The organism is Frankia gtarii, from assembly GCF_025403375.1.
GTDB lineage: Bacteria > Actinomycetota > Actinomycetes > Frankiales > Frankiaceae > Frankia > Frankia gtarii.
Genome location: NZ_JAMPTM010000133.1, coordinates 1 through 17,697, shown reverse-complemented (window position 1 = coordinate 17,697; position 17,697 = coordinate 1). Strand labels below are relative to the sequence as shown.

At 73.0% G+C, this 17,697-nt stretch carries 19 protein-coding genes; 9 read left to right on the top strand and 10 right to left on the bottom strand.

The features are described from left to right. Positions 1-49: 49 nt before the first annotated feature. Entirely contained in the window at positions 50-823 is a 774-nt protein-coding gene (locus NBZ83_RS18840; protein WP_261575515.1) for a ferric reductase-like transmembrane domain-containing protein, read from the bottom strand. Beyond that, positions 820-1,875 (bottom strand): FAD:protein FMN transferase, encoded by a 1,056-nt coding sequence (locus tag NBZ83_RS18835; protein WP_261569128.1) that lies wholly within the window; start codon positions 1,873-1,875, stop codon positions 820-822. The genes NBZ83_RS18840 and NBZ83_RS18835 overlap by 4 nt, the downstream gene beginning before the upstream one ends. An 89-nt stretch (positions 1,876-1,964) precedes the next feature. On the opposite strand from NBZ83_RS18835, the gene NBZ83_RS18830 reads away from it, so the two are divergent. Further along, positions 1,965-2,324, top strand: coding sequence for a hypothetical protein (locus NBZ83_RS18830; RefSeq protein ID WP_261575514.1), 360 nt, complete (start codon positions 1,965-1,967; stop codon positions 2,322-2,324). A 75-nt stretch (positions 2,325-2,399) separates the two neighbouring features. On the opposite strand, the gene NBZ83_RS18825 is transcribed toward NBZ83_RS18830, so the two are convergent. The 3 genes from NBZ83_RS18825 to NBZ83_RS18815 all read right to left on the bottom strand — a co-directional run bounded on the left by NBZ83_RS18825 (position 2,400) and on the right by NBZ83_RS18815 (position 4,967). After that, positions 2,400-3,173, bottom strand: a complete 774-nt coding sequence (locus NBZ83_RS18825) for a phosphotransferase (protein WP_261575513.1) — start codon at positions 3,171-3,173, stop codon at positions 2,400-2,402. A 73-nt stretch (positions 3,174-3,246) separates the two neighbouring features. After that, entirely contained in the window at positions 3,247-4,257 is a 1,011-nt protein-coding gene (locus tag NBZ83_RS18820; protein WP_261575512.1) for a DUF7064 domain-containing protein, read from the bottom strand. A gap of 59 nt (positions 4,258-4,316) precedes the next feature. Next, a complete protein-coding gene (locus NBZ83_RS18815) occupies positions 4,317-4,967 on the bottom strand; it encodes a TetR/AcrR family transcriptional regulator (protein WP_261575511.1) in 651 nt (216 codons plus the stop codon). A 151-nt stretch (positions 4,968-5,118) separates the two neighbouring features. Here NBZ83_RS18815 and NBZ83_RS18810 point away from each other — a divergent pair, with 151 nt between their 5' ends. Together NBZ83_RS18810 and NBZ83_RS18805 are read left to right on the top strand one after the other, a co-directional pair. After that, entirely contained in the window at positions 5,119-6,447 is a 1,329-nt protein-coding gene (locus tag NBZ83_RS18810; protein WP_261575510.1) for a phosphotransferase family protein, read from the top strand. Positions 6,448-6,550: 103 nt separating this feature from the next. Further along, on the top strand, positions 6,551-7,396 hold the full coding sequence (locus NBZ83_RS18805) for a phosphatase PAP2 family protein (RefSeq protein WP_261575509.1): 846 nt from the start codon (positions 6,551-6,553) through the stop codon (positions 7,394-7,396). Positions 7,397-7,490: 94 nt separating this feature from the next. Here NBZ83_RS18805 and NBZ83_RS18800 read toward each other — a convergent pair whose 3' ends face one another. Continuing rightward, positions 7,491-8,207 carry an aspartate/glutamate racemase family protein gene (locus NBZ83_RS18800; RefSeq protein ID WP_261575508.1) on the bottom strand — a complete coding sequence of 239 codons (717 nt, stop codon included), beginning with the start codon at positions 8,205-8,207 and terminating at the stop codon, positions 7,491-7,493. Between the two features lie 137 nt (positions 8,208-8,344). Beyond that, entirely contained in the window at positions 8,345-9,076 is a 732-nt protein-coding gene (locus NBZ83_RS18795; RefSeq protein WP_261575507.1) for a TetR/AcrR family transcriptional regulator, read from the bottom strand. Positions 9,077-9,212: 136 nt separating this feature from the next. On the opposite strand from NBZ83_RS18795, the gene NBZ83_RS18790 reads away from it, so the two are divergent. From NBZ83_RS18790 to NBZ83_RS34360, 3 genes are all read left to right on the top strand, one after another. Beyond that, on the top strand, positions 9,213-10,718 hold the full coding sequence (locus NBZ83_RS18790) for a DHA2 family efflux MFS transporter permease subunit (protein ID WP_261575506.1): 1,506 nt from the start codon (positions 9,213-9,215) through the stop codon (positions 10,716-10,718). 122 nt (positions 10,719-10,840) lie between these two features. Next, positions 10,841-11,182: a DUF6480 family protein gene (locus tag NBZ83_RS18785; protein ID WP_261569118.1), complete on the top strand. Its 342-nt coding sequence runs from the start codon at positions 10,841-10,843 to the stop codon at positions 11,180-11,182. Between the two features lie 38 nt (positions 11,183-11,220). Next, the gene (locus NBZ83_RS34360; RefSeq protein WP_308203366.1) at positions 11,221-11,436 is read left to right on the top strand and encodes a CBS domain-containing protein; all 216 of its coding nucleotides are present in this window, start codon (positions 11,221-11,223) and stop codon (positions 11,434-11,436) included. Positions 11,437-11,589: 153 nt separating this feature from the next. Here the strand turns inward: NBZ83_RS34360 and NBZ83_RS18775 are convergent, their stop codons facing one another. Both NBZ83_RS18775 and NBZ83_RS18770 read right to left on the bottom strand, forming a co-directional pair. After that, positions 11,590-11,778 (bottom strand): DUF2795 domain-containing protein, encoded by a 189-nt coding sequence (locus tag NBZ83_RS18775; protein WP_261569116.1) that lies wholly within the window; start codon positions 11,776-11,778, stop codon positions 11,590-11,592. 102 nt (positions 11,779-11,880) lie between these two features. After that, on the bottom strand, positions 11,881-12,309 hold the full coding sequence (locus NBZ83_RS18770) for a PAS domain-containing protein (protein ID WP_261575505.1): 429 nt from the start codon (positions 12,307-12,309) through the stop codon (positions 11,881-11,883). Between the two features lie 321 nt (positions 12,310-12,630). On the opposite strand from NBZ83_RS18770, the gene NBZ83_RS18765 reads away from it, so the two are divergent. Then, a complete protein-coding gene (locus NBZ83_RS18765) occupies positions 12,631-13,035 on the top strand; it encodes an ATP-binding protein (RefSeq protein WP_261575504.1) in 405 nt (134 codons plus the stop codon). Here NBZ83_RS18765 and NBZ83_RS18760 read toward each other — a convergent pair. Then, positions 13,024-14,352: an MFS transporter gene (locus NBZ83_RS18760; RefSeq protein WP_261575503.1), complete on the bottom strand. Its 1,329-nt coding sequence runs from the start codon at positions 14,350-14,352 to the stop codon at positions 13,024-13,026. The two genes, NBZ83_RS18765 and NBZ83_RS18760, sit on opposite strands and share 12 nt — an antisense overlap. Here NBZ83_RS18760 and NBZ83_RS18755 point away from each other — a divergent pair. Together NBZ83_RS18755 and NBZ83_RS18750 are read left to right on the top strand one after the other, a co-directional pair. Then, positions 14,351-14,602, top strand: a complete 252-nt coding sequence (locus NBZ83_RS18755) for a hypothetical protein (protein ID WP_261575502.1) — start codon at positions 14,351-14,353, stop codon at positions 14,600-14,602. The genes NBZ83_RS18760 and NBZ83_RS18755 overlap by 2 nt on opposite strands. A gap of 995 nt (positions 14,603-15,597) precedes the next feature. Next, a partial coding sequence (locus tag NBZ83_RS18750) for an MMPL family transporter (RefSeq protein ID WP_261575501.1) occupies positions 15,598-17,697 on the top strand: 2,100 nt, incomplete at its 3' end.

The window sequence follows — 17,697 nt, the reverse complement described above, 5'->3', positions numbered from 1 at the left end:
GGCGGGACCGGTGCGGTCGCGGTGGACGGAGAGTCAGCATGCTCGACGGTCATCGTGTGTCCGATCGATCGGCGGCGGCCTCGGGGCGGGCGAGGGCGCTGGGGCGGCCCGCGGCACCGGGGCGGCCCGCAGCACCGGGGATGGTCTGGGCGAGCGGTGTCACCGTGGCAGCAGTCCGGGTGGCCCGTTCGGGACGGCCGTCCTCCGTCGGGATGGTGCGCATCGCCCGGACGGGGGAGCCGTTCACCGTGACGGGCAGGGGCGGGGGCGACGCTAAGCCCGCCGGTTGGCGGCTCGCGGTGAAGCCGACCGACAGCCGCCAGGTCACCGCGCCGGCGACGGCGAGCGCGCAGGTGACAGCCACCGCCCGCAGCCACGTGGTGCTCGTGTCACTGCCCGCGCCGAGTGCGTGCGCGAACGCCACCGGCCAGGCGGCATAGGCGGCCCAGTGCACCGCCCGCCAGCTCCGGGCGCCGAGATGGCGGCGCAGCAGGCTGGTCAGCACGATCGCCGCCAGCAGGTCGAGCGCCACCGTGCCGAGGCCCGCCCACAGCGGGCGGTACCCGGCCCCGAAGGGGATGACGATGTCGGGCAGGGTGAGCTGCGCATACGGGTCGAGGGACAGCGTCACGACATGCAGGGCGACGAAGCCGACGGCAAGCAGGGACGCGCTGCGGTGCACCGCGGCCACCGCGAAGCCGGGCAGGCCCGCCAGGCCCCGGCCCGATCGGGCCAGCACACCGAGGCTGACCGTGACCGTGAGCAGCAGCAGCGCGACGGTGCCGCTGCCGCGGGCGACGTACCACAGCGTGTCGGTGCTCATTCGGTGTTCCCGGGGGCGGGGGCGGCTGCGTCCGGGTAGGGCCAGCCGGCCACGGTGACGACCGCGCCGTCCGCGTCGACCAGCCGCGCGGCCAGTCCTTCGCGGCGCAGCGCGCCGGGGGCCGCCGGGCCGCGCACGATCGACGCCGTGCTCGCCGTGTTCGCATCGACGCAGCTCGCCGCCGCCACGGTGACCGTCCGCCACACCGCCGGGGCCGGCTGACAGGTGCGCGGGTCGAGCACGTGGTGCAGCAGCCGGTTGCCGCGCCGCCAGCGTCGCCCCAGGGTGCTGGACGTCGCGACCGCGAGCCCCGCCGGTAGTTCGATCGTGCACTCGGGCTCGCCCGGTTGGTCCAGCACCCGAACGCGCCAGCCGCCCTGGGGCGCCGGCCCGGCGGTGGCGATGTCCCCGCCCAGACTGACCAGGACCCCGGTGCCCAACCGTTCGGCGACCAGCGCGGCGCAGCGATCGGCCGTGTGCGCCTTCGCCGTCGCCCCGAGGTCGAGCCCTACATCGGCCGGCAGGGTCAGCATCCGCCCGGTGAGCCGGATGCGCTGCCAGCCCGGCGCCGCCCGGCGCACCACTCGCGCGGGCGGTCCGTCGGGCGGCAGCAGGGCGATGTCACGGTCGTAGCCCAGATCGGCCAGTGCGCCGCCGACGGTCGGGTCGACGTCCCCACCGCTGCGCCGGGCGGCCGCCAGGGCCACCTCGATCAGCTCGGCGAGCAGGGGGCTGACCTGCTGGGACGTGCCGGCGGCCGCGTCGAGCCGGACGATTTCGGCGTCGGCGCGGAAGCGGCTGGCGACCTCGTCGACCGCCGCGAGCTGACCGGCGACGAGCTGCCGAGCTGCGTCGAGTCGGCTCGGGTCGGTCACCACCACCTGCGCGGTCGTGCTCCAGACCGGCCATGTCGCCGACGCCGTCCCCCCGGGCCCTGCGGTGTCGGAGCCCCGCCCGGTCGGGGGATGCGCGTCGGCGGGCCCACCGGCCGGGGAGGTCGTGGTGGGGCCGGGCTCGTCGGTGGCCGGTTTCGCGGGTCGAGTACTCGTCATCGGGGGCATGTCAGGAACCCCCAGTCGTGGCGTGCGCCTGACCGCTGGCGCTCGAAGGCGACGTCGCGCTCGACGAGGTGCCTGAATCGGTGCTGCTCGACGAGCTGGTGCTGTCCGAGGAGCCGGTGCTGTCCGAGGAGCTGGTGCTGTCCGAGGAGCTGGTGCTGTCCGAGGAGCTGGTGCTCGCGGAGGAGTCGGTCGTCGTGCCGCTGGACGAGGTGCCGGTCGTGCCGGTGCCGGTCGTGGTTGTGGCCGAGGTGGCCGAGGTGGCCGAGGTGTCGTCATCCGCGGTGTGCTCGTGGGCTAGGACCCCGAATCCGATGACACCGGCGGCCGCCACGGCGGCCAACCCGGTCGTGACGGGGCCTATCCGTCGGATCCCCTGCTCGCGTGTCGCCATCGCAGCCCTTTCTCACCCGTCGGCCCCCCGTTGCGGAGCGCATGGTTAGGAGGGTGAGAGTTGAGGCTGTGAGGTGGCTGTGCGTAGCCTGTAGACAGGCCCAGGGTCCGGTGTCGCGCGGCTGTCAGGCCCAGAAGGCGGCTGGCAGGGCGTCGAGCTCGCGGGCGGCCTGCTCGAAGTCGGCGGCGATGGGTCGCAGCGCGTCGATGCTCAGCCGGTCGATGATCGCGGCGTTGAGCCGGGCCCGGGCGGCGACGGCCGGGCCGAAGGCGGCGCGGTCGCCGTCGTAGCCGTAGGCGTCCAGCAGCAGGCGCAGCCGTCGAGGCCGGTCGTCGAACGCGGTGAAGCCCTGCGCCTCGACGACGGCGCGGGCGTGCAGCGGCACCCAGGTCAGCGCGGTGAAGGCGAGGTCGAGCTCGCGGGACGACGGTCCGGCGGTGTCCCAGTCGACGAACCCGACGAGTTCGCCGGCGCCGGCGTCCCACACCGCGTTGAACGGCGAGGCGTCGTGGTGGCCGACGACCAGACCCGGCTGCCACGGCCGTCCGGACAGCCAGATGGCGCCGGCCGGCGGCACGTAGCCGGCGGTGACGTCGTGCAGCCGGCGCAGCCACGCCCCGACCTGCGCCAGCGCCTCGTCGGAGAACGCCCACGCCGGCCACGGCCGCCGCTCGCCGATCGTGTCTCCGGCCAGCCAGGTCAGCACCTCGCGGCCCTTCCCGTCGAAGCCGAGCACCCGCGGCGCGGCGGCGAACCCGACCGCGTCGAGATGGCGCAGCAGCCCGTGCACCGCCGGAGTCCAGGGGTTGGCGGGGCGGTGCACGGTGTCGCCGATGCGGACGCCTCCGACGTGTCGGCCACCGGGTAGGCGCTGCTCGGTCACATGCTGCTCATGCATGCTTCGGATTTCTAGGGGTGACGGGGCCGGCACCGCAACAGGTTTTCGGCCGGGCGGCCATGGGTGCGGCTGCTCACCCAGACTCGGCGGGCCTGACCGCAGGGGCGTCGACCATGTCGCGGCGCCAGCGGCGGGGGCTCCACACATCCTGGTCCTCACCCCAGCACGGCGTGCCGTCGAGGTCCCAACGGGTCATGCTGCACCACGCGAACATGCTCGGGTACGGGGTGAAGACCATCCGGCTGACCACCGTGCCCGTCGCGGACAGCGCCCGGCCCAGCTCGTCACGGCCCGTGATCCGCACGGTCGCAGGCCTGCGCTCGCCGTCGCGGTCCACCCGCCGCTCGCCGGCGACCAGCGGGGACCACACGCCGTCCCGCATGAGGTATCCCGTCCATATCCGGTCCGTGCCCTGCCGGTCCTGACCGCTGATGGCGAGGAACGCCTCGGCCGCCGACGCCGTGCCGTAGGCGTAGCCGACGCGCCGCTGCCGCTGGTCGCGCCGCGGGCCCCACGCCCGGTCGCGGATCGCGAAGCAGTCGACGGCGATCGGCTCGCCATGCAGCACCATGGTCCCGGTGACCCGCCCCGGCTGGTCGAGATGACCACCCTGGGCGAACAGGTCGGACTCGCCGCCGGAGACCAGCGGCCGCATCAGGGCCTCGTAGCGCAGGTCAAGGGTGAGCTCGTCGCTGGTGTAGCCGATCTCGTACGTGTGGCCGGGGCGGACGGCGCGCAGGGTGATGCCGTCGGCGAGGCGGGCGTCGCGCAGGTCCGGCGGTTCCGGCAGCGGGATGTGCTGCTGCCAGTGGCGGACCGGAAGCTCCCAGGGCAGGTGGGCGCTGGCGTCGTAGACGGTCACCCCGCCGAACTGGACGCCGAGGTTGGGCCGGAACACCGGGTACACGTAGCCCAGCAGGCGACGTTCGGGCACCATCCAGCTGAACCAGACGGTCTCCGTCCACAGTGGCTCGTCGGCCGGGAACGGGTGCAGCCGGTCGTCCGCCTCCGTCAGGCCCCAGCCCTCAGCGCCGCCGGAACCCTCAGCGCCGCCGGAACCGTCAACGTCATCGCACTCGTCCATGGCCCCCTCGCCGGCTCCGATCCGTGCCGCGAGCACGCTTCCATGAAACTGATGCTGCGTCAATTAGTGCTTCGAGCGCCTGCCATGCCGAGGTGGATGATCTGGGCCTGCGACCGGATGAGTTCGTCGAGCGGCGCCCCGTCGCGGGCGAACCCCTCGCGGCGGGCCGCCGACATCGCCAGCATCATCACCAGCGATCCGGCGAGGCCCACGGGATGGCCGTCGACGACGGCGACCGACAACACGTGGGTGAGCCTCTTCATGGCACCGAGCAGCACCCGGAACACCCGTGGGTCCTCGTCACGGGAGGCGAGCACGATTGTCTCGAGCAGGCCGCGCCGCTCGCCCCAGAAGTCGTAGAACGCCCGGACGAACCGCTCGCACGGATCGGGCGCGCCATCCTGGCGCACCAGCGCCGCGGCCAGCGCGGTCACCTGCTCGAACTGCTCCATGTGCCGCTCGGCGACCTCGGCGACGGCGCTGGGGAGGTCGGGGAAGTAGTGGTAGAAGGTCCCCGGCGAGGTGTTCACCGCGCGGGCGACGTCGGCGACGGCGACGGTCAGGTACGGCGCGGCCAGGCAGCGCCGCTCCACCTCGTCGAGCAGCCGCTGGCGGGTGCGCCGCCCCTTCGGCCCGGGCCCGGCCCCGCCCGCCGGCTGCCGGGACAGCCGGGCCACGTCGCTCAGGCCGGTCGGCTCGGCTGTGGTCATCTCGCCTCCAACATCTCGCCGCTGACATGTCGCCTTCAAAAACTGAGTGCCTTCAAAACTGGGTGCCTTCAAAAACTGGGCGTCTCCAAAAACTGAGTGCCTGTCAATTTTAGCTAGTATCGGGCTCGTCGCCGAGCATGAGAGGACCGCCGTGACCCCAAGCTCGAGCTGGGCCCATCGGACCGACGAGATCGCCGCCGCCCTTGGCGTCGACGCGGTCCGGCTGGTGCCCGTGCCCGCGGGCGCCTCCCGCGAGGCCTACCGCGTCGAGACTCCCGCCGGCGCGGGCATCGCCTTCCTGCGCGCCGACCCGGCCACCGGCGGGGTGATGGACGGCAGCGAGATGACCCTGGCCCGCGAGGCCGAGGTGCTCCGGCGCGTCCGCGCGTGCGGACTGCCCGTGCCCGCCGTGCTCGCGACCCTGTCGGACCCCGCCGGCACCCTGCTGGAGCTCGTCCCCGGCACCAGCAGACCAGACCCGGCGGCCGTCGAGCAGGCCGCGCCGGAGTACATGGCGTTGCTCGCCCGGCTGCACCGGCTCGATCCCGTCGACCTCGGCGTGGCGGCGTCGTCGATCACCGCGGCGCTACGATCCGATCTCGACTGGTGGCGCGAACGAGCCGCCACGACGGGCACCCTGAACCGGCCCCTGATCCGGCTGGCGCTGCGGATCCTCGCCGACGGCCTACCGGACGACCCGGCGCCCGCAGGGCCGGTGCACGGCGACGCCGGCCCCGGCAACCTCATGATCCACGAGGGGCGGGTGGTCGCCCTGCTGGACTGGGAGCTGTTCCACGCCGGCGACCCGCACGAGGACCTCGCCTGGATCTGGATGCGCGGCGCGCACACCGACTTCGGCGATTTCACCATCCGCGTCGCCGAGTACGAGGCCGCCGCCGACGTCGTGGTGGATCCGGGCCGGCTCGACTGGCACGCCGCGTTCGTGATGGCCAAGTCGGTGATCAGCCTGTGGGCCGGGATCACCGCCGCGCGGCCCGGGGCGGACGTGCTCGGCCCGCTCGTCGCCGCGCTCGCCTACGACGCCCTGCTGGGATCCGCGCTCGTCCGGCTGCGCGGCGGCGCGCTGCGCCTGCTCGCGGACCCGGCGGACCCGGCGGACCCGGCGGACCCGGCGGACCCGGCGGACCCGGCGGAGGTCAGGCTCGTCGACCAGCTCGCCGCCCGCCTCGGCGAGACGGACCGCACCACCGCCGCCATCCTCGACCACCTGCGCCGCCAGCTCGCCCTCGAGCCGTGGCGGACCATCCACCTGGCCGCGGACGTCGCCACCCGGCTCCCCGCCGACCCCGCCGACCCGGGCGGTCTCGCGGGCCTCGCCGCCCGCGTCGACGGCGCCGATGCCACGGAGCTCACGGCGCTCGCGACGGTCCTCGGCGCCGCGGCGGATCGAGCCGTCCGCAGCCAACCGCGTGCCGAACGGCTGATCCACCGCGCGCAGCGCAACGGTCTCGGCGTCTGACCGGGTCCGGCGCCTGGTCGCCGGTTGCCGCGCCATCGGGTCGAACCCGGATCGCACCGGGTGGCAGGTGTCCGGTGGGTTCGTCGTGGAGAGGAACCGATCCGTGCGATCTTTCCTCGGCCTGGGCGGCCGTCTCGTGGCGGCGGCGGGGCTGCTCGTGCTCATCCTCGCCGGCACCGGCACCCTCATCGTTCATGGACCCGGGCAGGTGCGCGGCTGGGACACCGATGCCGAGCGCTGGTTCGCCGGGCATCGCACCGCTGGGCTGGTCCACCTCACCGCCGCGGCGACCTACCTCGCCGACACCTGGACGGTCATCGCCGCGACGGCGGTGCTGGCGGCGGTCGTCGGGTGGTGGACGCGGCGCTGGTGGCTGCCGGCGGGGATCATCCTGCTGACCGCGGGGGAGACGGCCGTCTACGAGGCGTCCAACGCCCTCGTGGACCGGCCGCGCCCCGCGGTGCCCCGGCTCGACCGGGGGGATCCGCTGGCCAGCTTCCCGTCCGGGCACACCGCCGCCGCGGTCTGCCTGTACGGCGGCCTGGCCCTCGTGCTGCGCCGGCTCGCCGCGGACGGCCGGCTCGGCCGATCGGCCGGCTCGGGCGGTGTTGGCCGAGGCGGTGTTGGCCGAGGCGGCGTGGGCGGCGGCGGGCATGGCGGGCACGGGGGGCACCCGGCGTCGACCCGGCCTTGGTGGGTCAGGGCGGTGCTGGTCGCGTCGGTGGTCGCCGCGGTCGCCGTGCCGGTGCTCGTCGGGTTCTGCCGGACCTACCGTGGCATGCACCATCCCAGCGACGTGCTCGGCGGTGCCTTTCTCGGCGCGTGTTGGCTCGCGGCCGTCCACCGGCTGGTGCTGGCGCGGGCGGCGCGGCGCTCAGGGCCCTCGCAACGGTCCTCGGCGCGGCGGCGGATCGAGCCGTCCGCAGCCAGCCGCGCGCCGAGCGCCTGATCCGGCGCGCGCAGCGCAGCCGTCGTGGCGGTGACCGAGGCAGCCAGCGACAGGCTCGCCACCTCCTCGGGACCGCCCGGGCCGCCCGCCCCGGTCATCCGCGCCCGGCCGTCGTCGCTCCCGCGGCGAGGGCCAGATCGACGGCGGCCTCGACGTGCAGCCGGGTCGTCGGGAAGACCGGCACCGGGCTGTCCTGCCGGCGGACCAGCAGCTCGATCTCGGTGCAGCCGAGAATGACGCCCTCGGCACCCGCGACTGCCAGCCGTTCGATGACCGCCACGTACTGCTGGCGCGACTGCTCCCGCACGACGCCACGGCACAACTCGTCGTAGATGACGCGGTGCACGAGCGCGCGGTCGGCGGCGGGCGGTACGAGGACGCGCAGCCCTGCGCCGGTGAGTCGATCGCGGTAGAAGGCCTGTTCCATCGTGAACGCCGTGCCCAGCAGGCCCACGGTGCGCAGCCCCGTGGTGGTCACCGCAGCCGCCGTGGCATCCGCGAGGTGCAGTAACGGGACGTCGATCGCCGCCTGGACCTGGTCGGCGACCTTGTGCATCGTGTTGGTGCACAGCAGCACCAGGTCGGCGCCGGCCGCGACCAGCGACCGCGCGGCGGCGGCGAGGACGACGCCGGCCTCGTCCCACCGGCCGGCGGCCTGCATGGCCTCGATGTCGGCGAAGTCGACGGAGAACAGCACACACCGGGCCGAGTGCAGATCGCCGAGCCGCGCCCGGACCAGCTCGTTGGCGAGCCGGTAGTACTCGGCGCTGCTCTCCCAGCTCATCCCGCCCAGCATCCCGATCGTCAACATCGCGTCGTCGGGTCTCCCTCCCTGGTCCGCCCCGACTCATCCTGTCGGACCCTGGTGACACCGCGTCGCAGGTGTCCGGTGTCCGGTGTCCGGTGTCCGGTGTGCGAGCGGGGGCGCGTCGCCGACGGCCGGCGGTGTCAGGCCGGCGCGTTCGCGGTCGAGGGCGAGAGCGCCCCGGCGGGGTCGGGGTCGGTGCCGAAGGCGTGCAGGAAGGTGTCGACCGCGGCGCGGGCTACGGCGTGCTGCTCGGCGGCGGGGACGACCCGCGTGCCGTACCGGCAGCGGGCCTCCAGTGAGCCGGTGAGCAGGGCGGCGAGCTGCTCGGCGGCGGCGGCTGGGTCGCCCATGTGCAGGTGGCCGGCCAGGGCGAAGCGGGCCAGGCGGTCGGCGAGCGCCTCGGTGATCGGGTCCGATGCCCGGCCGGAGATGATGTCGAGCAGGTCCGGGAACTGGGCGATCTCCGCGTAGAGCAGGCGCCGCAGCGCCCAGGCCCGCTCGTCGCAGAAGCACTCGACCAGCCGCCGGCCCACGTCCTCCAGCGCCGCGCGCAGGTCACCGGCGTGGTCGCGTAGGCGGTCGACGGCCGCGAGGTTCTTCGCCTTCGCCCGGTCCGCCTCGGCGGCGATCGCCGCGCGCAGCAGGGTCTGTTTGTCCCCGAAATGGTTGTAGATCGTGTGCTTGGCGACGCGCGCCTCGGCGGCGATCACGTCCAGCGTGGCCTGCGCGTATCCCTCGCGGGCGAACACCACGAACGCGGTGGCGAGGATCGCCTGGCGCTTGTCGATGCGACCGCGCGCACTCGGCCGGGTGGGCGAACCCGCGGCCGCGACGTCCGCTCCGGCGGCCAAGGCCGGCGTCCTCCCACTCATCGGATCACCGTATCGCATCGTCCTCTCAATCTGCACCCATTGGTGCATTGCAGTGAACCGGGCCGTTTCAGGGAACGTGACGGGCTGTTATGGTGCACCGACTGGTGCATAAAAAGGGACTGGAAAGGTGAAGCAGATGGCTCAAGTGCTGGACGAGGGCCGGTTCGATCCCGCGCTACGGCGGCTGATCGGAGTCGTCCTCCTCGGCGGGATCATGGGGATCCTCGACGGCTCGATGGTGGCCGTCGGGGTCGACACCCTGGCCGCACGATTCGACGCGGCGCTGAGCACGATCGGCTGGGTCTCCACCGGCTACCTGCTGGCGCTGACCGTCGCCATCCCGGTCACCACGTGGGCCGTCGACCGGTTCGGCGCCCGCCGGCTGTGGCTGGCGGGCCTCGGCGCCTTCCTGGCCGCCTCGCTCGCCTCCGGGCTGGCCTGGAACGTCAGTACCCTGATCGTCTTCCGGGTTCTGCAGGGGCTGGCCGCGGGCCTGCTCGACCCGCTTGTGCTCACCCTGCTGGCCCGTGCCGCCGGCCCGCGTCGGGCGGGCCGGGTGATGGGGCTGATGGGCATGGTCCTCTCCGCCGGCCCGGTCCTCGGCCTCATCGTCGGCGGCGCCGTGCTGACACACCTGTCCTGGCGGTGGATGTTCCTGATCAACCTGCCGATCGGGGCGGTCGCGCTGGTCGGCGCGCTGCGTGTCATCCCGCGAGACACGCCGACCGGCGAGGCGCCGCGAACCCGGCTCGACATCGTCGGGGTGGCGCTGCTCGGACCCGGATTCGCCACGGCGGTTCTGGCCCTGTCCCAGGCCGCGGACCGCACCACCGTCGCCGCCTGGCAGGTGCTGCTCCCGCTGGCCGCCGCCGTCGCTCTGCTCGCCGGCTACGCCGTGCACGCCCTGCGCCCGGCGGCCGTGCGGCGCACGCCGCCGCTGATCGACCTGCGGCTGTTCACCAGCGGCGGCTTCTCGGCCAGCGTCACGATCATGATGCTGGTCGGCCTGGCGATGTTCGCGAACCTGTTCGTGCTTCCGCTGTACTACCAGCAGCAGCACGGGCGCGGCCCGCTCGCCTCCGGGCTGCTCGTCGCGCCGTTCGCCGTCGCCGCCATCGTCGGCATGCCGCTGGCGGGCCGGCTGTCCGACCGGCTCGGCGCCCGGCGGCTGGTCCGCGCCGGGGCGCTCGTCGCCGCCGTCGGCGAGTTCGCGTTCACCCGGGTGGGGGCGCACACCGCCGAGGTCTGGCCGGGGCTCGCCGCGTTCGTCGTCGGCCTGGGGCTGAGCTTCGTCGGCGCCCCGACGATGGGCTCGCTGTACCGGACGCTGCCGCCGGCGTCGGTGCCGCAGGGCAGCTCGGTGCTCTACATCCTCAACCAGTTCGGCGCCGCGATCGGGATCGCCGTCGTCACTCTCATCCTGGCCACCGTGGGCGACGGCACCGGCGTGGCCGGGTTCCACGGGGTCTACTGGTTCGCGTTGGCCACCATCGCGATCATCCTGACCGCCGGCCTGTTCCTCCCCGGCCACCCGCAGCCCGCGCCGCGGTCGGCCGCCGAGCCGGCGACGGAATCGGCCGCCCTGGCGGCCACGGAACCCGGTGCGGTGTCCGAGCCGCTCGCTGTCCGAGCCCGGCAGTAGCCGCGCCGCTGGCTGCCTGCAGGGCTCGAGAAGGCTGGGGTGCTCGAGAAGGCTGGGGTGCTCGAGAAGGCTGCGGTGCCGGCCGGGTGGGTTGGCCGGCCTGAGCCGGGCACGCCGAGGTCATGGCATCTGACAGGAATCCGCTGGTCCGCTCGGGTCTAGCGCGACCCGCCCACGCCCACGCTCACGCCCAGGCCGGTGCGCGATCCCGTGCGGCCGGTTCACCCGTCGACCCAGACCCGGGCCACACCGCCGGCCTCGAACCCGGCGGTGGCGTGCCGCCGGGGGAGACTCCACCCGGTGAGGACTCCACCGGCGGGGCGGTCAGCGGCGATGACCAGCCCAACGCCGAACCCCGCAAACCCAACCGAACCCCGATGGTCATTACGTTGATCGCGGTCGCGATGGCCGTCCTGCTTGTCGCGGGATTCCTCCTGGCCGATGCGCTTATGCGCACGATCTGAATCGTCTCGCGGTCTCGCCGTCCCACCGCTTCGTAGTCGTGGCAGGCATCCACGGATGCGTACCGCGCAGACTCCTGGATGTGCCGGAAATCCGCCCGCCCGGTCGGGTTGAGTGCCGGAACAGCGCAGTGCGGCGGCTACCGGTGGTGGACGAGGACCGTGTCGTCGGCGTCGTCAGCCTGGGCGACCTGGCCCGAGAGGGGGACAACGAGTCCGTGCTCGGCCAGGTCGGCTCGGTGCCGGCCAACCGGTGACGCCGGATGACCGGCACCGTCGGCGACCAGGGCACTGTCGGCGACCAGGGCATCGTCGGCGGCCGGAGTGCCGGCGGGAGCCTGCGATCGGGCCGGGAGGCGAGTGCCACCGGTCCGACCGCAGGAATGCCGCGATCGGTCAACCGTGACTGGTCAGGACTTCCCGGACAGTTCCTTGGAGATTGCGTTCGGGCTGCTGTACTGCCGCTCCGGAATGTTCTCCAGAGTGCGGATGAGGGATTCGTCCGCGCCGTTCTCCTTTGCCTTCTTCACGATCGCCGAACGATCGGCCGGGTAGTCGACGCCCTTGAGGAACTTCTGCGCTTCGATTGCTGTGGTCATGAAGCCATCCTGACCCGCCGCCCGGCCGTCAAAACCTCGTCCGCGGAATACTGTGGAATGTGACGTCGACGTTTCGGAAGCCGGTGAAGGTACCTGGTGGAGTCAGCTGTAGAAGGTCTCGTCCACCACCTCGCCAGGAAGGTGGGCGAGAGCCCGCAGCAGATTTACGAGGCCGCGCGCATCGGGTGCGAACTTCTCGGTGTCCACATTGATGCACAGCAGTGCGACCAGGCCGAACACTCGGTGGTAAATCGGGATGGCCGTGCTTCTTGTCCTGCGACCGTCCGGCAGACGGCCCTGGCAGGCGGCCAATTCGGGGCCCGGCGGGTTCACGATCCGAGCCACCGCCACATTGCTCACCGGCGAACCCGTCTGTCGTCCGGTAGACATGTTCTGGATGGCGCAGACCGAACGGAGGGGGCCTCGGGTGTCGTGCAGGACGAACTCGATCGGTGGGTGGGCGGACATCACACCAGCATCGCCGGTCAGAACGTCCTGCTGGTTCTGGGCCACCAGGTAGACGAGTTCCACCGGATACGACGGCCCCCGGTCCGGCCGTCGTCCGATGTGGGCGACGCAGGTGGTGTTCGGCCCGGTGAACCGACCCCACCCGGGTCGTCGCGCACGGCATCGTCGATCCCGGCCACCGGTATTCCGGTGTACCGGCGAACTCGCCCGCATCTCCGGAGCTGGCGCACGCCTACGGGAAGAGGGCCCGCCACGTGGTCCTGGCCCGGCACGGGCTCGGGCTCGGGCGATTCCCGGCCGACTGGGACGACGTCCTCGCACAGGCAGCCCGATGACCAGCACGGCGACGGTTTAGCCCTGGATTGCCCCGGATATGGGGATGTCATGTCGGTCGGGTCGGAGCCACCAGTTGGAACCTTTCTTGACCGGTTCGTCCTGCCGGCGGGTCCGGCCGCTCCCGGTCAGGCCCGTCGGAGACTGGCGGCGGACCTGGCCGGCAGGGGAGTCCAGGCCGAGGTGACCGAGACCGTCCTGCTGCTCGCCAGCGAGCTGGTCACCAACGCCGTGCTGCACGGCCACGGCGAGCCGGTGCTGGAGATCCGGACCACGGAGACCATGGTGTGGGTGGGCGTGGGGGACCCGGACCGCCATCCGCCGCGGGCGCGCCCCGCCGACGCCGACGCGCTCGGCGGCCGCGGCCTGCACCTCGTCGACGCCCTCGCGCAGGACTGGGGCGCGGCGCCGGTCCCCGGCGACGGCAAGACCGTGTGGTTCCTCCTACGGCGCTGACGCCGGCCGCGGACGCGGGATCGCCAGGCAGGTCAGCCCGGCGAGGACGATCGCCGTGTCGGTGATGATCCAACCCAGGTCGTAGGCGTCGGTGAGCGAGCCGAGGTCGCCGGCCGTCGCCCCGCCGAGCGCCGCGACGAGCAGGGCGGTCCCGATCACGGTGCCGATCTGGCGGGCCATGGTCACCACCGCGGAACCGGTGGAGAAGCTTGCCGCCGGCAGTGCGGTGACGGCCGCGCTGATCAGCGTCGGCAGAATCAGCCCGACACCGACGCCGGTGAGCAACATCCCGGGCAGCATGGCACCGACGTAGTCCGGCTGCGGGTCCAACCGCAGGATCCACCAGGTGATCCCGCCCGCGAACACGCCGCAGCCGGCGGCGGCCACCCGCCCCGCCCCGAGGCGGGCCACCAGCGGCCCGGCGGCGATGGCCAGACCCGGCACCATCAGCGGGCCGGGAGCGATGGCGAGCCCGGTCCGCAGCGCCGACCAGTGCCAGACGTTCTGGCACCACAGGACCGCCGACAGCAGCATGGCCGCGAACGCGACGCTGAACACGAAGGCGGCCACCGAGGCGGTGCTGAAGGTCCGCACGCGCAGCAGCGGCAGCGGCAGGACCGGTGCGGGATGATGCGCCGAGCGGTAGACGAACGCGGCGAGCAGCAGCACGCCGGCGCACAGCGCCCCGACGACGCCCGCCGAGCCCCAGCCCCAGTCCGGCCCGCGTACCAGGCCCAGCGCCAGCGCCGCGATCCCGACCGTCAACAGGACCGCACTCGCCAGATCGGTCCGTACCGCGCCGGGGCGTTGCGGCGGGTGGGGCAGTACCCGCGGTCCGGTGACGAGTACGGCGAGCGCGACCGGCAGGTTGATCAGGAACACCCACCGCCAGTCGAGCTCGGTCAGCAATCCGCCCACGACGGGGCCGAGCGCGGCCGCCAGCCCGCTCACCGCCGTCCAGGCCCGCACCGCCGCCCCGCGTCGCGCGGGCGGCGCCGCCGCGAGCAGCAGGCCGAGGGATGCGGGGGTCATCACGGCGGCGCCCGCCGCCTGCAGCACCCGGGCGGCGACGACGAACCACACGGTGGGGGCGACGGCGCACAGCGCGGAGGCCAGCGCGAAGATCCCGGTGCCGACGAGGTAGGCACGGCGCGGGCTGGTCCGGTCGGCGAGGTTCCCGGCCGGCACGAGCAGCGCGGCGAAGACGACCGCGTACCCGTTGAGCACCCACGACAGCGACGACAGCGACGACCCGTCGAAGTGCCGGCCCATGTCCGGCAGGGCGACGTTGACGATGAACAGGTCAAGGTTCGACATGGCGACCCCGGCCGCCACCACCGCGAACACCCGCCCGAACCGCCCAGCCGGCGCGCCGCTGCCCGCCTTCCTGACCGTCGCGGTGCCGCTCGTCGCGGTGCCGCTCGTCGTGGTCGTGCCCGCTGTCGTGCTGATGGTGGCGGGCCCGCGGGCGGATGGACGCTCCCCGACGGGGGAGATCGTCGGTGGTTGCCCGGATCGGCGCGCTGCATCGGCGCTGTCGTCCATGCTCTCTGTTCCCTCGCACTAAGTTTGAAAATACAACTGACCTCGTCGGAGCGGAGCCTAGTCGCGGTGGGTTGGAGAATCCAACGATCGGCCGGTGGGGCGGGCAGGCCCGGCTCGGCTGCCGATGGTTGCCCGCAGGCGTGAGGACCTCCTGGGCCCGGGGATGGTTGATGCGCGAGGGGCGCGGCCAGCCGCGGGCGTGGGGAAGGCTGCCGCCGCCCGAGGCGAGGCGCGGTCCCGGCCACCCTTCGCCGACTCGGGATCGACCGCTACGACCAGACGCAGACGGTTCACCGGGTTCCCGCCGCACACGACGTCGCGGCAGCGCTCCTCGTGGACCAGGGTGCCGACGTGTACACAACGTGCACGCCTGATCCGCGAAAAAGGTAGTCCCACGCACCCGCTGACCAGCTACTACCGGACCGAACGCGTCGCAGGCACACATCTGACGAACAAGAGCGCCGGCCCGGGTGGCGGGTTTCGGGTCTGGACCGAAATTCACAAGAGTGTTGCGAGAACGGGCGGGCAAGCGATGTCGAGACAGCTTTCCGTCAATGTGCTCTGTACGCAACCTACTATTAACGGGAGAAGGTCGCCCGGCACGGTAACGGATTGTCGGACGGTGGGACCCGCCGCCGTCGGCCCGGCTTCCGGCGGATCGCGATCGTGGTTCCTGGTTGGGGTGCCGAAGTGCGGGAGCCCAATGACGGTCCACGGCGTCCAGACTGCACATGACCTCCAGCGGTCACGCCCCGAACCCCGGCGGTCACCCGTGGCGGTGTCGTGCGACCGGGTGTTCTGGGTGTGGCTGTCGTGTGACTGGGCGCGGGCGGTTCACCCGGACATGCTGTGATCCCGCGGACACGTAGCCGGCACCCCACCGGAGTGCCAAATCTCGCCGTTGTGGGTCCGCCGCACGTTGACGCCGTGCATGTCTTTGGGCCAGATTGGCCCAGCATACGAAACCGACAATCAACCTAAAAGGGCCATATAGCGGCCCCTGCCGAGGAGTGTGCCGTGACGCTACTGGTCCGCTGGTGCCAGCGGTACCGATGGCTGGTCGTCGCGGTGTGGCTGATAGGGCTGATCGCCGCGACGAACATCTCCCAGGAGAAGGGCGCCCGGTTCAGCCAGGATCTCGGTGTTACCGGCGCCGAATCGCAGCAGGCGATGGACCTGGTGGCCGACATCATGCCGGACAAGAAGCTGCCGGACCTGGAGATGATCGTCGTGCGGGCCCGGGCTGGTGACGTGCAGGCACCCGAGGTGCGGGCGCGGGTCGCCACGATGCTCGCGCAGCTCGGCAAGCTTCCCGGCGTCAGCGGCGTGTTCGACCCCTACAGTCCGATCGGCGCCGTGCCGCTCGGCGGCAGCCCCCTGAGCGCGGACGGACACACCGCGATCGTCTCCGTGCTCATGAAGGGCGCCCCGGCCTCTCCCGACCTCCCCGTGATGCGCAGGCTGATCGCCACCGCCCGCGACTACGACGGGCCCGATCTCCAGGTCGAGATCACCGGGCCCGCCACCACGGTGGTCGTGCAGGGGACGATCTCACCCTGGCCGATCGCCATCGGCATCGGCGTGGCGCTGCTCATCCTCTGCCTGACGGTGCGGTCGCCGGCGGCCGTCATCGTCTGCGCCGGCGCCGCGGGGGCGACGACCGCGGGGGCCCTCGCCGGAGTTACCCTGCTCTCCCAGCGGGCGAACGTCATGCAGCTCGCACTGTTGCTGACGTTGGTGCTCGCCTTCGGCCTGAGCCTCGGCTCCGCCCTCGTCATCGTCAACCGCGCGCAGAGCGGCCTGCGGCAGGGACGCAGGCCCGCGGACGCGGTGCGCGAGGCGATGCGCCACCCCGGCCGCGCGACGCTGGCGGGCAGCCTCGGGCTCGCCGTGGTCATGCTCGGCACCAGCGCGCTGCGGTTGAGAGTGTTCGACGGCCTCGCCCTGGCCGGGTTCACCGCCGCCGCCGTGAGCATCCTCGCCGTCGCCACGCTGCTCCCCGCGATGCTGGCGATCTCCGGGCGTGGCCTGCTGGTCTGGGCCGAACGCAACCACCTGCTCGCCACCGGAACCGGCCTGCCGGTGCGGCCGGGACTGCGGTCGTGGTGGGCGGGGATCGTCGGGCGCCATCCCCAGGCGCTGGCCGGCGTCGCGGTCGCGCTGCTCACCATTCTGGCACTGCCGGTCGTCGGCCTGCGCCTCGGCGGCTCCGACAACGGCGTCGACCCGACGTCGACGACGAGCCGGCGCGCCTTCGACCTGATCAGCCAGGAGTACTTCCCCGGGCTCAACGGGCAGATGATCGTCGTCGCCACGGGCGTGCCCGCCGATCAGCCCACCGCCGTGGCGCACCTGCTGACGGCCCTCGAGGGCACCCGCGGCGTGCACCGGGCCTTCCTCGTCCTGCAGAACGCCCCGGCGGCGAGCGCCCTGATCCAGGTGCTGCCGAACGACCCGCCCCGGTCGGCGGCGGCCAGCGACCTCGTGCACCGGCTGCGCGACACCACGGTGCCGGCGGCGATCGCGGGCACCTCCCTGGAGGTCTACGTCGGCGGCCAGACGGCGATCTTCGAGGACATGTCGGACCGCTTCGCCCGGGTCCTGCCCGCCTTCCTGATCCTGGAGCTGGGGGTGCTCGGGGTGGCGGTCCTGCTCGGCCTGCGCTCGGTGCGGCACAGCCTGGCGATCACCGCGGCCAGCATGCTCGCCCTCGCGGCGACCCTGGGCGTCATCACCTCGGTCTTCTGCAACGGATGGCTGGCCTCCGGGCTCGGCGTGCGCACGGGCCCGATCGAGCCGTTCATCCTCGGCCTCATCCTCATCATCGTGTACGGCCTGTCGATCGGCATGCATCTGACGCTGCTGAGCCGGCTGCGCGGCTCCGCCGACGCCCCGGATCCCCAGGCCGCGATCAGCAGCCGGCACGCGGACGTCGGCGGTGTCGTCATCACGATCAGCATGATCATGCTCGCGGTGTTCATGGCGCTCACGGCGCAGCAGGTACGGATGATGAAGCTGCTCGGCATCGGGCTGTCCGTGGGGGTGATCCTCGACGCGCTCCTGCTGCGGGTGGTACTGCTGCCCGCGCTCATCCACCTGGTCGGGCTGGATCATCGC